Annotated in this window: 10 protein-coding genes; 7 read left to right on the top strand and 3 right to left on the bottom strand. The window is 67.6% G+C overall.

Going from position 1 to position 13,847, the window contains the following annotated elements; genetic code table 11:
• Nucleotides 1-11: 11 nt before the first annotated feature.
• From ASD35_RS18440 to ASD35_RS18415, 6 genes are read left to right on the top strand one after another with little or no spacing between them, the layout of a single operon-like run.
• Complete coding sequence (locus ASD35_RS18440; protein WP_056877417.1) at nucleotides 12-944, top strand: VOC family protein; 933 nt, start codon at nucleotides 12-14, stop codon at nucleotides 942-944.
• A 33-nt stretch (nucleotides 945-977) separates the two neighbouring features.
• Entirely contained in the window at nucleotides 978-1,847 is an 870-nt protein-coding gene (locus ASD35_RS18435; RefSeq protein ID WP_056876433.1) for a fumarylacetoacetate hydrolase family protein, read from the top strand.
• 3 nt (nucleotides 1,848-1,850) lie between these two features.
• Nucleotides 1,851-4,847, top strand: a complete 2,997-nt coding sequence (locus ASD35_RS18430) for a molybdopterin-dependent oxidoreductase (protein WP_056876432.1) — start codon at nucleotides 1,851-1,853, stop codon at nucleotides 4,845-4,847.
• 10 nt (nucleotides 4,848-4,857) lie between these two features.
• Nucleotides 4,858-5,703 carry a 4Fe-4S dicluster domain-containing protein gene (locus ASD35_RS18425; RefSeq protein ID WP_056876431.1) on the top strand — a complete coding sequence of 282 codons (846 nt, stop codon included), beginning with the start codon at nucleotides 4,858-4,860 and terminating at the stop codon, nucleotides 5,701-5,703.
• Between the two features lie 59 nt (nucleotides 5,704-5,762).
• Entirely contained in the window at nucleotides 5,763-7,217 is a 1,455-nt protein-coding gene (locus ASD35_RS18420; RefSeq protein WP_056876430.1) for an aldehyde dehydrogenase, read from the top strand.
• A gap of 16 nt (nucleotides 7,218-7,233) precedes the next feature.
• Complete coding sequence (locus ASD35_RS18415) at nucleotides 7,234-8,130, top strand: acetoacetate decarboxylase family protein (protein ID WP_056876429.1); 897 nt, start codon at nucleotides 7,234-7,236, stop codon at nucleotides 8,128-8,130.
• Between the two features lie 21 nt (nucleotides 8,131-8,151).
• Here ASD35_RS18415 and ASD35_RS18410 read toward each other — a convergent pair whose 3' ends face one another.
• Entirely contained in the window at nucleotides 8,152-9,111 is a 960-nt protein-coding gene (locus ASD35_RS18410) for a helix-turn-helix transcriptional regulator (protein ID WP_056876428.1), read from the bottom strand.
• A gap of 210 nt (nucleotides 9,112-9,321) precedes the next feature.
• The gene (norR, locus tag ASD35_RS18405) at nucleotides 9,322-10,836 is read right to left on the bottom strand and encodes a nitric oxide reductase transcriptional regulator NorR (RefSeq protein ID WP_056876427.1); all 1,515 of its coding nucleotides are present in this window, start codon (nucleotides 10,834-10,836) and stop codon (nucleotides 9,322-9,324) included.
• A gap of 160 nt (nucleotides 10,837-10,996) precedes the next feature.
• On the opposite strand from norR, the gene hmpA reads away from it, so the two are divergent.
• A complete protein-coding gene (gene hmpA / locus ASD35_RS18400) occupies nucleotides 10,997-12,181 on the top strand; it encodes an NO-inducible flavohemoprotein (protein WP_056876426.1) in 1,185 nt (394 codons plus the stop codon).
• A 416-nt stretch (nucleotides 12,182-12,597) separates the two neighbouring features.
• Here hmpA and ASD35_RS18395 read toward each other — a convergent pair whose 3' ends face one another.
• Nucleotides 12,598-13,830: a tyrosine-type recombinase/integrase gene (locus tag ASD35_RS18395; RefSeq protein WP_056876425.1), complete on the bottom strand. Its 1,233-nt coding sequence runs from the start codon at nucleotides 13,828-13,830 to the stop codon at nucleotides 12,598-12,600.
• Between the last annotated feature and the right edge of the window lie 17 nt (nucleotides 13,831-13,847).

Raw genomic sequence — 13,847 nt, 5'->3', positions numbered from 1 at the left:
GAGGATCTGCCATGAGTCCCATCCAAGACATCGCCTTCGTCCGCTACCAGGTCACCGACCTGGACCGGATGCAATCCTTCCTGGCCGACTTCGGTCTTCACGCCGTCATCCGCACGCCGCACGCGCTGTACTCACGCGCGGCCGGGGCGATGCATCACGTGCACATCGCGGAGCTCGGTCCCGAAAACGCCACGGTGGGGTTCGGCCTGCTGGCACGCAGCGCCGAGGCGCTTGCCGACGTGGCGGCGCGCGCCGGCCGGCCCATGGAAGCCAATCCCGAGCCCGGCGGCGGCCAACGCGTGCGCTTCACCGATCCGGCCGGCTTCGTCGTCGATGTGATCCACGGCCAGGCCACGCACACGCCGCTGCCGGTGCGCGGGCCGCTGGCGTTCAACGGCGCCACCGGCCGCCGACGCCTGGGCCAGCCGATCCGGCTCAAGCCGGAACCGTCATCGGTGATGCGGCTCGGGCACGTCGCGCTGCTGGTGGCCGATTTCCCGAAGACGCTGGCCTTCTACCGCGAGGTGCTCGGGTTCGAGCCGTCGGACACCTATTGGGCGGGCACCGAGACCAACACCATTGCGGCCTTCATGCACTGCGGCCTGGGCGATCAGTGGACCGACCACCACACATTGGCGCTGATCGGCGCCCAGGACGGCGTCAGCCGCTTCGACCACAGCGCCTTCGAGGTGCTCGACCTCGACGACGTGATGCAGGGCGGAGAGTGGCTGAAGCAGCGTGGCCACCGGCATTCGTGGGGCGTGGGCCGCCACGTCCAGGGCAGCCAGATCTTCGACTACTGGCGCGACCCCTTCGGTCACAAGATCGAGCACTGGACGGATGGCGACCTCGTCAACGACAGCACGCCGGTCGGCCATGCCCCCATCAAGCCCGACGAACTGCAGCAGTGGGCACCGCCCCTCAACCCCGAGTTCTTCGCCTGATTCAGGCTCCCCTTCGAACGAGATCACTGCCTCATGAAACTTGCCCGCTACACCCATAACGGCCGAACCACCGTCGGTGCCGTCGTCGACGACCACGTGGTCGAGATCGCCACGCTCGATCCCACCGCCCCGCGGACCATCCGCGGGTTGCTGGCTGCGGGCGTCGCGGGCCGCGCGCGCATCGCGCAGGCGCTGGAGGCCGCGCCGCGCGGCACGCCGCTGGCACAGGTGAAGCTCGAAGCACCGATTCCCGATGCGCAGAAGTACCTGGCCATCGGCATGAATTACCACGACCACGCCGAGGAAGCCGCGCGCGCCGGCGTGCCGGTGCCCAAGCACCAGTTGTGGTTCAACAAGCAGGTGAGCTGCATCACCGGGCCGTTCGACCCGATCTACAAGCCGCGCGTGTCCGAGAAGATGGACTACGAGGCCGAGATGGGCGTGGTGATCGGCAAGCGCTGCCGCTACGTCAGCGTCGAGCAGGCGCGCAGCGTGGTCGGCGGCTATTTCGTCTGCAACGACGTCACGGCGCGCGACTGGCAGTTCAAGAGCCCGACCTTCACGCTCGGAAAGAGCTTTGACAGCCACGGGCCTATCGGCCCTTGGATCACCACCGACGACGAGATCGCCGACCCGCATGCGCTGCAGATGCAGCTGTGGGTCAACGGCGAGCTGCGGCAACAGGCCAGCACCGGCGGCATGATCTACGACATCTGGCAACAGATCCACGAGCTGAGCCAGGTGATGACGCTGGAGCCGGGCGACCTGATCGCCACCGGCACTTGCGCGAACGTGGGCATCGCGCTCGGCAAGTTCCTGCAGGTGGGCGATGTGGTGAAGGTCGCCATCGAGGGCCTGGGTCACATCGAGAACCCGGTGCGAGCCGAACCTCCGCAGGCCTGAGCGATGCAACGCGCAGTCCTTCGCACCATCCTGTTCGCGCTCGGGCCGATGCTCAATCGCGCAGCGCGGCGACCCGCCTTCCGCGCCTTCCTTTCGCGCCACGACGCGGTGGTCCAGATCGGCCTGAAGGACGGCAGCGTCGTGCGGCACTACTTCATCGCTGGCGGCAAGGTCCGCAGTGTGGCCGGTGCGCATCCGAACCCGGTAGTGCGCATGGTGTTCAAGGACCTGCGCACCGCACTGGCCATGCTGAAGCCGGCGGCCGACATGGGCGAAGTGGTGCATGCGGCCAAGAACTTCAAGGTCATGGTGATGGGGCCCGACCCGCTGGCCACCTGGTTCATGCAGCTGATGAACCTGTCGCAGACGTCGGCCTTGAAGATGGGCACGCCGCTGCCGGACGGCTGCACCCGCTACACGACGATGACCAACGGCGGACCGCTGTTCGTGCACGTGAAGGCGGGGCGCATCGTGCGCCTGGTGCCGATCGAGTTCGATGCCTGGGACGGCGCCAGCTGGACGGTGACGGCCCGCGGCCGGCGCTTCTCGCCGCGCCGCATGGCCACCGTGGCGTCGCACGCGCTGGCGCTGAAGTCGGCGGTGTACTCGCCCGACCGCATCCTCACGCCGATGAAGCGCGTCGACTTCGACCCGAACGGCGAGCGCAACCCGCACAACCGCGGCAAGAGCGGCTATGTGCCGATCACGTGGGACGAGGCGCTGGACCTCGTCGCCAGGGAGATCGTGCGGCAGAAGCAGGTCCACGGCGCCGGGGCGATGACGCTGGCGCACGGTTCGCACCACCAGTGGGGCAACGTGGGCTACTACCTCAGCGCGCTGCTGCGCTTTGGCAACCTCGTCGGCTTCACGCGTGTGGCGGCCAACCCCGACAGCTGGGAAGGCTGGTACTGGGGGGCCATGCACCACTGGGGCCATGCGCAGCGCGTGGGCATCGCCGGCAGCTACGGCACGGTGGAAGACTGCCTGCAGGAATCCGAGCTGATGGTGTTCTGGTCCAGCGACCCGGAGTCGACGCGCGGTGCCTATTCCGCGCACGAGGGCACCGAGCGGCGCCAATGGGCGCGCGAGCTGGGCATCGAGTTCGTGCACATCGACCCGCACCTCAACCCGACCGCCGCCTGGCTGGGCGGGCGCTGGGTGCCGATCAAGCCCGGCACCGATGCCGCGCTGGCCCAGGCCATCATGCAGGTCTGGGTTGCAGAGGGTCTCTACGACAAGGACTACGTGGCCCAGCGCACCACGGGCTTCGAGACCTGGCGCGACCACCTGATGGGCGTGGACGACGGCGTGCCCAAGACGCCCGAGTGGCAGGAGGCGGAGACCGGCGTGCCGGCCAAGGACGTGCGCGCCCTCGCGCGGCTGATGGCGCGCAAGAAGCTCTACCTGGCCGCCGGCGCCGCCGGCGGGGGCTTCGGCGGGGCAGGGCGCGGCGCCACCGGGGCGCAATGGGCGCGCTGCATGGTGATGCTCATGGCCATGCGCGGCCTGGGCAAGCCGGGCATCAACTTCGGCAATCTGGAGTCAGGGGCTCCGGTGGACCTGGAGTTCTACTTCCCTGGCTACGCCGACGGCGGCATCTCCGGGGAGCTGAACTGGAACGGCAATGCGGTCAACAACTACCAGAAGATGCCGCATGTCATCACCGTCAACCCGGTGCGGCAGTTGGTGCCCAAGCAGAAGTTCCCCGAGGCCATCATCGAAGGGCGCGCCAGCGGCTACCTGTGGGATGGCCTGGCCACCGAGATCCAGTTCACGCCGTTCGAATATCCGATGCCGGGCTATCCGCGCATCCACATGATCTACAAGTACGGCGGCTCGTGGTTCAGCACCCTGACCGAGTCGAAGCGCATGGAGGCGGCCTACCGCCACGAGAGTATCGAGTTCGTGGTCAACCAGTCGATCTGGATGGAGGGCGAGGCCCAGTTCGCCGACGTGATCCTGCCGGCGTGCACGCAGTTCGAGCGTTATGACATCGGCGAATGGTGCAACGGCGGAGGTTACCTGCCGCACGGCTTCAACAACGTGAACCACCGTGTCGTCGCGCTGCAGCACAAGTGCATCGAGCCGCTGGGCGAATCCAAGTCAGACTACGAGATCTTCAGCCTGATCCTGCAGCGCCTGGGGCTGGGCGCCATGTTCACCGAAGGCTGCAGCGAACTGGACTGGTGCAAGCGCGTTTTCGACTCCTCCGACGTGGCGCAGCACATCTCCTGGGCCGAGTTCTGCCGCAAGGGCTACCACGTGGTGTCGGCCGAGCAGGAGCCGATGCGCTCGCCGGTGCTGCTGCGCTGGTTCGCCGAGGGGCGCATGAAGGACATCGCCGAGGCGCAACCCTTGCCCTCGCAATGGGCGGGCGAGTTCGGCCAGGGCCTGCAGACGCCCAGCGGCAAGCTGGAGTTCATGCCCACCACGCTGGCGCGCCATGATGCGCACAACCCCGAGCGTCCCGTGCTCAACCGCTATATGCCGTCATGGGAGGGGCCGCGCAGCGAGCATGCGCGCAGCTGGCCGCTGCAGCTCATTGCCACGCACTCGCGCTACAGCTTTCACACCCACGTGGACGGCAAGGGTGGCTTCCTCGACGACATTGAGGACCACCGCGTGCGCATAGCCGGCCATCCCTTCTGGCTGGTTCGGCTGAACGTGGCCGACGCCGCCGCGCGCGGCATCGCCCACCACGACCTGGTGAAGGTGCACAACGCGCGCGGCGCGGTGATCTGCGCCGCCGACGTGTCCACCCTGGTGGCACCGGGCGTGGTCAAGTCCTTCGAGTCCAGCGCCCGCTATACGCCGGTGCAGTCCGACCAGGGTGTGGTCGACATTGGCGGCAGCCTGAACGTGCTGGTGCCCTCACGCACAGCGATGCAGGGCACGCACAGCATGGCGCCCAACGCCTGCATGGTGCAGGTCGAGAAATGGACCGGACAACTGGGGCAGCCGGTGTCATCCGCCCATCCCGTCGCCGAAACGATCGCCTGAAGCCAGACACATGGACAAGTGGAACCTCATCATCGACGTGGCCGAGTGCCACAACTGCCACAACTGCGTGCTGTCGGCCAAGGACGAGTTCGTCGGCAATGACTTCCCCGGCTACAGCGCGCCGCATGCGGCCCACGGGCCGGCGGTCATCCGCATCGAGCGCCGGGTGCGCGGCAGCGGCCATCTCAGCGATGCTGCCTACCTGCCGCGGCTGTGCAACCACTGCGACGACGGCCCCTGCCTGAAGGCCGGCGCGGACGGGTCGGTGCGCAAGCGCCACGACGGCATCGTGATCTTCGACCCCGTCAAGGCCAAGGGCCGGCGCGACCTGGTCGACGCCTGTCCCTATGGCGCCGTGGTGTGGAACGAGGAGCAGCAGTTGCCGCAGACCTGGTTCTTCGACGCCCATCTGCTGGATCAGGGCTGGGCCGCCCCGCGCGCCGCCACCGCGTGCCCGACGCGCGCGCTGCAGGCCGTGCGCGCCACTGACGCCGCCATGGCCGAGCGGTCGCAGCGCGAAGGCCTGCGCGTGCTGCAGCCGGAACTCGGCACGCGGCCACGCGTGCACTACCGCAATCTGCACCGCATCGACTGCCTGTTCATCGGCGGCAGCGTCGTCGCCACGGTCGATGGTCGCGTCGAATGCGTGGAAGACGCCGAGGTCAGCCTCGCGCAGGGCGGGCGCGCCGTGGCCACGACGCGCACCGATGCGTTCGGGGACTTCCGCTTCGACGGTCTCGCGACCGGCAGCGGCGCGTTCACCGTCGACGTGCACCACGCACAACGGGGCCAGGCACAGGTGGCGGTGGTGCTGAGCGACCACAGCATCACGCTGCCGACGGTGCGCCTGAATTGACGACCACCCAACCCGGGCCCAGCGGCTCGCCATCCCTTCCATCTCTGCAAGGAGCAACCATGTTTGACGTCCAGCTGCTGATCGCCGGGCAATCGCGCCCGGCGTCCTCCGGCGCCACCTTCGAGCGCCGCAATCCATTGTCCGAAGCCGTCGTCACGCGGGCCGCCGCGGCGACCCCGGAGGATGCGGTTGCCGCCATCGAGGCAGCGGCCGCAGCCTTCCCCGAATGGTCGCGCCAGGGCCCGGGCGCACGCCGCAGCCTGCTGCTCAAGGCGGCGGCCATTCTGCAAGCCAAGACGCCCCAGTTCATCGAGGCGGTGGCCGCCGAAACCGGCGCAAGTGCCATGTGGGGCGGCTTCAACGCCCACCTGGCCGCCGGCATGCTGCAGGAAGCCGCCGCCCTGACGACGCAGATCAGCGGCGAGGTCATTCCCTCGGACGTTCCCGGCAACCTCGCCATGGCCGTGCGCCAGCCCGTCGGCGTCGTGCTGGGCATGGCGCCCTGGAACGCGCCGGTGATCCTGGGCGTGCGTGCCATCGCCACACCACTGGCCTGCGGCAACACGGTCGTGCTCAAGGGCTCCGAGTTGTGCCCGCGTACCCACCAGCTGATCGTCGAATCGCTGCAGGAAGCCGGCATGCCGGCCGGCGTGGTGAATTTCGTCACCAACGCACCGGCCGATGCGGGTGCCGTGGTCGAAGCGATGATCGCCCATCCCGCGGTGCGCCGCGTCAACTTCACCGGCTCTACCCGCGTGGGCCGCATCATTGCGCAGGCCTGCGCCAGGCACCTCAAGCCTGTGGTCCTGGAACTGGGCGGCAAGGCGCCGCTGCTGGTGCTGGACGACGCCGATCTCGATGCCGCGGTCGACGCCGCCGCCTTCGGCGCCTTCATGAACTCCGGGCAGATCTGCATGTCCACCGAACGCATCGTCGTCGATGCCAAGGTGGCCGATGACTTCGTCGACAAGCTCGTTGCCAAGGTCAAGGCGCTGCCGCTGGGCGACCCGCGCGGACCGGCGCCCGTGGTCCTCGGCTCGGTGGTCGACATGGCCACCGTGGCACGCTGCAATGCACTGATCGACGACGCGCTGGCCAAGGGCGCCAGGCTGCTGTGCGGCGGCAAGGCGCAGGACACCCTGTTCCCCGCCACGCTGCTGGACGGCGTGACGCCGGCCATGAAGATCTACGATGAGGAATCCTTCGGCCCAGTCAAGGGCATCGTGCGGGTGGAAGGCGCAGAAGCCGCGATTGCCTGCGCCAACGACAACGAATACGGGCTCTCGGCTGCCGTCTTCGGTCGCGACGTCGCACGTGCGCTGGAGGTGGCCAGGCGCGTCGAGTCGGGCATCTGCCATGTCAACGGCCCCACCGTGCACGACGAGGCGCAGATGCCCTTCGGCGGCGTGAAGGCCAGCGGCATCGGCCGTTTCGGTGGCCGCGCCGGGGTTCACGAGTTCACCGAGCTGCGCTGGCTGACGGTGCAGACCACGCCGCGCCACTACCCCTTCTGACGTCCCCGAGGAACCCATGAGCTTCGAATTCAAACCCAATGTGCGCTATCGCATGCCCGTCATGTTCGGCCCGGCCCCCGGCCCGCGGCAGAAGGCGACCGGTGTGCCCTGGGAGGCGCAGGAAAGCGGCACGGCCAACGTGCAATGGGCCACCATCGCCTATCGCTCCGACCCCGCGATGCTGGAGGCGCTGCTGCCGCCGGGCTTCACGCTCGCCGAGCCGGTGGTCCATGTGACGTTGGGCTTCTTCCGAAACCTGTACTGGCTGGCTGGCCGCGGCTACGGCATCGTCAACGTCGAGATCCCGGTCGTGTGCAGCGGGCGCGATCAGCGCATCGAAGGCGGCTTGTGCCTGGTGCTGTGGGAGGGGCGCCCGGACGCCATCACCACCGGCCGCGAAGAACTGGGATTCCCGAAGTTGTATGCCGATATCCCGGATGTCCGGCTCGATGCGGACAGCGGGCGCATCGGCGGCCGCGCGTCCTGGTTCGAGCACACCTTCTTCGAGATGGAGATGCAGGGCCTCAAGGAGGTCGAGGTCGCCCCGCAGGACCGCCGCTTGCTCGGTCCGAAGGGCGGCTCGATCTTCTACAAGTACATGCCACGCACCGGGCCCTTCGGCAGCGGCGGCTGCGACGTGTCCTATGTGACCTGCGCGCACCCCTTGCCCGGCGAGGAGCGCAGCGCACAGACGATCAAGTTCGGCGAAGCCCATTACCGGAAGTGGCGCGCAGAAGGTGGCGCCCTGCGGTGGCACCGTGCCAGCTTCGAGCAGTTGCCCACAACCTTCCATGTGGTCAACGGCATCGCCGACTTGCCGATCATCGAATACCTGAGCGCCGAAATGATCGAGTTCAGCGCCCCGGGCAACGCAGTGGCCACCAACGGGCTGCGCGTGCTGGAGATGAGCTGAAAGCCTGAGATTCGTCCTTCTCTAGGACGAGCCCAGCCGAGTCGCGAATGCCGCCTTGTCGGTGACGCCGAGCTTCACGTAGGCCGAACGCAGGTGATGCCTCACGGTGGCCGGCGACAGGTCCAGCGCCAGCGCCACCTCGCGGTAGGACTGGCCGGCGGCAAAGGCGTTTGCGACCTCGCGCTCGCGGCGGGTCAGCATGTCGCGCGGCTCTCGTCGACGCATGGACACGAAGACGTGGTCACCGACCCAATGAATGGCGGCATGCAACTGGCGGCCGAGGAACTCCGTCTTTCTGCCCACGATGCGCTCGACCAGCGGTGCGGGCAGCCTCGGCCCCGTCCATCCCGGCCATTCGAGCCTCAGCATGTCCGCAGCGCTCGCCTCGCCGACCCTCAGCAGCCCCAACGTGTCAGTCGCCAGAAGGGCCGTGCGCTCGGGATTGCGCCGCATGGTCAATTCGTCGGCCAATGCCATGTCCAGCCCTGCGGCCAGATGCGGACTCAGCAACTCGAGGACGTCCAGCTCGCGTGCGGAAAAGCGCGGTGTCGGGCTGCTGCGCGCAAGGGAAACGAAACCGGAAACGCCCAGTTCTGCATCGACATCGGCGATGCAGACCGACTGGGCGATTCCCATGTACTCGGTCAGCAGGGCCGTGCTCGGTTGCGACATCAAGTCGTTCTGCCCGAAGTAGTGCGCACGGCCGGGATCGGTAACGACCCGCCGCGCGACTACGTTATCCGGGTCCGACAGGTTCAGCCGCTCGGCGATGTCGACCGGCAGGCGGTACGGGAACGAACAGTGGACATGGTGAACGCCCTGCGCGAAAGAGCCCCGCCCCCACCACGCGGCGTCGAAGGCAATGTGCCTGGCAACGACGTCGAGCGCGCGACGCTGATAGTCCTCGACATCACCGCAGCGCGAAGCGGCGTAGATCTGGCGGATCGTCTCGCTCAGCTCAGCGAGGGTCAGGTCACTCATGTCGGCGTGAAAACCAATGGTGCAGATGAAGGATTCAGGTGTGACCCGCTATCACTACGCTTGCTCGGCGGACTCGGGGCAATCGGGCCTTGCACGGGCTTAGTCTTACGGTCACGAGAATATCGATGATCGACCGCAGCATGTGCATGGCCCCAATCGAAAGGTCAACTCATGGCTCAGCAGGTGCCGTCGGAATGACACGGTAGGCCCTCAGCCGCTGCGCTGCAAGCCCAGCCGCTTGGCCAGGCGCAGCAGATTGCTTCTGTCCATGCCCGCATCGCGAGCTGCTGCGGCCAGACTGCCGCCGTGCCGGAGCAGCGCCGCCTCTATCCACTGCCGCTGGAAGGACTCCGTGACTTCCCTCAGCCCCTGGCCGGGCGCTGCCTGCATCGGCGCCGCCGGAGCCGACAACGCGGCGGAGGCTTCCGCCGCCCCCTCCAGGCCCAGGTGGCGCAGCTCGATGGCAGTCCAACGGCCGCCGGGCGCCTGCTCGGCCCAGGCCCGCAATGCCGCGCGGCTGATGAGGTGCTCGAGCTCACGGACGTTGCCCGGCCATCCCTGCCTCAGCAACGCGGCCGAGGCCTCGGGCGCCAGCCTTAGGTTACGGGCGCCCAGGCGGTGCTGGTTCTCCTCGAGGAATCCGCCGGCCAGGGTCAGCAAGTCGCGGCCGCGGTCACGCAGTGGCGGCACCAGCAGCGGGTAGACCGACAGTCGGTGGTACAGGTCGGCGCGGAAGCGGCCGCGGGCGACTTCGTGGCCCAGGTCGCGGTTGGTGGCTGCCAGCACGCGGACGTCCACGCGGAGCAGCCGGTCGCTGCCAGGTCGCTGCACCTCACCGCTCTGCAGCACGCGCAGCAGCTTGGCCTGCACGGCCAGCGGCAGCTCGCCTACCTCATCAAGGAACAGCGTGCCGCCGTCGGCCAGCTCGAACTTGCCGACGCGATCCGCTACCGCGCCGGTGAAGGCACCGCGCTTGTGGCCGAACAGCTCGCTGTCCGCCAGCGTCTCGGGCAGCGCGGCGCAGTTGATCTGCACCAGCGGCCGGGCGGAGCGGGCCGAGCGGGCGTGCAGGCGCTGCGCCACCAACTCCTTGCCGACGCCGGTCTCGCCGAGGATGAGCACGGTCAAGTCGGACGCCGCCACCGTGTCGATCTCCCGCTTCAGCTGGTTCATCGCTGCGCTCTTGCCGAGCAGCTCACGTGGACGCCCGCCCTGCCAGTGCTCCTGCGCGACGGCCTGGGCTTGCGCGGCACGGGCCGCCAGCGCCTCTATGGTCTGCTGCGCGGCAATGCCGGATTCGAGCAGGTTGGCGACGACCTGCAGGCGGCCCGGATCGATGCGGTCGAAGGCCTTGGGGTCGAGCGCATCCAGCGTCACCAGGCCCCACAAGCGGCCCTCGTGGTGCAACGGCATGCCCATGCAGTCGTGCACGGCTTGCAAAGCCTGCTGATTGGCCAGCAGGCCGTCGTAGGGATCGGGCAGCCCGGCATCGGCGGCAAAGCGCAGCCCTTGGGGACCGCTGGCCAGCAGCCGCGCCAAGCGCGGGTGCGCCGCGGCCGGAAAGCGCCGCCCCAGCGCCTCTTCCGCCAGCCCGTCCACGGCCACTGGCTGCAACACCGCCTCGCCGACCTGTTCGGGCAGCAGGCGCAGTAGCGCAACGGCGTCGCAGGCGATCAGACCCCTCACCGCTGCGAGCAGCTCGCGGTAGTGGCTATCTGTTGTCATATTGACCATTCGCTGTCACTTCGACCTGGCTTGCATCTCGGTCTATTTGACCTGCATCAGTAAAACTCGTTGTGCAGCAAGGTCTTGCGGTCGAGTCCCATCAGGCACGGTTCTTGGCTATCGAGAGGTATCTATCACCCAGACAGTTAGGAGCCTCTTCATGTTTTCGACAAAGACCATTGCACTGATTCAGGCCACCGTGCCGCTGCTGAAAGCGCGCGGCGAAGAAATTACCCGCCACTTCTACCGGACCATGCTGGACGAGCATCCCGAGCTGAAGGCCTTCTTCAACGAGGCGCATCAGGCACAGGGCACGCAGGCCCGCGCACTGGCCGGCGCAGTGCTGGCCTATGCCAGCCACATCGACCGCCTGGAGGCCCTGGCGCCGGCGCTGCCGCGCATCATCCAGAAACATGTAGCGCTGGGCGTGCAGCCTGAGCACTACCCCATCGTGGGAGGCGTTCTGCTGCGCGCCATCCGCCATGTGCTGGGCGAGGTGGCGACGGACGAGATCATGGCCGCCTGGGCCGAGGCCTACGACGCCCTTGCACGGCTGCTGATCGACGCTGAGGAAGCGGTCTATGCGCAGACAGCGGCGCAGCCCGGCGGCTGGCGCGGCGAACGCACGATGCGCGTCATGCGCAAGGTGCGGGAGAGCGACATCATCACTTCGTTCTACCTCGTGCCAACCGACGCCCGGCCACTGCCGGCCTTCCGCGCTGGCCAGTACCTTACGCTGGCGCTGGACATCCACGGCAGCCGGCTGAAGCGCAACTACTCGCTGTCCGACGGGCCGCATCAGCCCTGGTACCGCATCAGCGTCAAACGTGAGGACGGCGGCATGGCGTCCAACTGGCTGCACGACCACGTCGAGGCCGGCGCCCTCCTGAAGGTGCAGCCGCCAGCGGGCGAGTTCACGCTGGACGACCAGGCCCAACGCCCGCTGCTGCTGGTAACGGGCGGCGTGGGCATCACGCCAGCGATGTCCATGCTGGAGGCTGCAGCGGCCAGCGGCAGGTCAATTCGATTCATCCACGCCGCGCGGCACGGCGGTGCGCATGCCTTCCGCGAACGCGTCGACGAGCTGGCGCGGGCTCATCGCAATGTGGAGGTGGTCTATGTCTACGACGAGCCGCGTGCCGGAGACCGTCCGCACGCGGTGGGCCGCGTCGACCGCGAGTTGCTAGCACGCCATATGCCCGCCGACCGCGATGTCGATGTGTACCTGCTGGGTCCAAAGTCTTTCATGCGGTCGGTCTATGCGCACGGCTTGGCGCTGGGCGTACAGGCGGCACAGCTTCGCTACGAGTTCTTCGGCCCCGCCGAGGATCTGCTGGCCGCCTGACCCGCGCCAGAAGGCACAGACGAGGGGCCGCCTTCAAGCGGGCTAGGCGTTGTCCTGTAGACGGCAATGCGCAGCCCAAGCGCTAGCTTGACTGGCGGCCGAAATGACGTCGGAACATGACCCATGTGCAGTGATCCGGCGCATTGCCTCTCGCAGTCCAGCCCTCACGCGCTCGCGGCAAGAGGGGGGTCTCTTCGCCCACATGCGATTTGAACCCTCGAGGCGCTTACGCGCCCCGGGTCTCCATCGCCTGAATCAGTGTGCTCGTGAAGCGCGATTCGGCTGGCTGCGCGTGAGGACCCACGGAGAAGGGCCCGGGCGCGAGCGCGCCCGGCTGGCGGTGGACGAATGGGGCAACTCCGCAAAGGAGGAACTGCTGGCTAAGACGGCTACGACACCTGTTGAGGGCGGCCCCGCTACCAGCTGATTCGGTGAGACGCGTTTACGGCGTCATGGCGCGCATCGTCCTCGCCATGCACGTAGATGTTCGTGGTCGAAAGCGTGGTGTGGCCCAGCGTGTCACGCACATGACGTAGGTCAATGTCGTTGGCCAGGTTGGACCCGGCGGTGTGGCGCAACCAGTGCGCCGACGCCGCGCTGAGCTTATTGGCCTGCTCTTGGCTCCGGCCTTCCTTCAGCCAGCGGTCGGCCGCTGCGGCGAAAACCTCCTTCAAGATGCCATGCACCGCGCTACGCGTCATGGGTTCTGGCCATACCGGCGCCGGGTGGCTTGAGCGGCGCCACGCAACGGGGAAGACCAATGGCGACGGCTCACCAGGCTGTGGCAATTCCGGCAACTCCAGCGCGCGCCGGTAGGCCATCAACTCGACCATCAGCTCAGTCGTCGCCGGCACCATGCGTTGTTTGTCGCCTTTGCCCAGCACCTCCAACCACCAGCGCTGTTCGCCGCTCTTGTGATTCGAGCGCATGTAGAAGTCGCCCATCCTGTTGCCGACCACCTCTGAAATGCGCAGGCCACCGAGGAAGAAGATGCTGAAGAGCCAACGTGCGCGCGCGTAGACCGCGCGCTGGCGCGGCGTTTCCTGGGGCATCGCCAGGATGGTGCCGCGCACAACTTCCCACAGATCGGTTTCAAGGAAACGCGTGACGCGCGGCTTCGGCGCCTTGCCACGGCGCTTGCTCAGCGACAGCGGGTTGCCAGCCAAGTAGCCGGCTTCCACCAGCCACGAGAACAGCGAGTTGAGCACCGTCATTGCTTGGCGGGTGGAGGCCTCAGAGAGCGGTCCGGCGAAAGGCCGCCAGTCGGGACTGCGACGACTAGCCTTGCGTCCTGGCGCCATCACCCACCGCTCAGCCGGCTGTGGGTTGGACAGGAAACGCCGGTACATCAGCAGGTCCTCGTGAGACAGCGAGGAAAGCGGCTTCGCCCGTTCGGCGACGCTCCACAGCAGCAGGCGTTCGGCCTCGTGGCGGCTGTTCGCTAGCGTGTTGGCGCTGTCGGCAAACCGGGCCAACCACGCCAGTACAGCTTCCTGATCTGTGGTCGCAGAGATCTGCTGATGGCCTGAGCGCGAGCGATTCGTACCGTCTCGACCCGACAACCCATCGAGCACGACGATTTCGCCTAGTGGTGCGAGTTCGGCGAGAGTCAGCGCACCCGTCGAAGGCGGTTTTTCGGACTCACGCATTTCGCTTAGCCGCATTT

The sequence above is a fragment of the Pelomonas sp. Root1444 genome (assembly GCF_001426885.1).
Classification (GTDB): Bacteria; Pseudomonadota; Gammaproteobacteria; order Burkholderiales; family Burkholderiaceae_C; genus Pelomonas.
The sequence above is the reverse complement of the archived record's forward strand: the minus strand, read 5'-3'. Positions and strand labels throughout refer to the sequence as shown.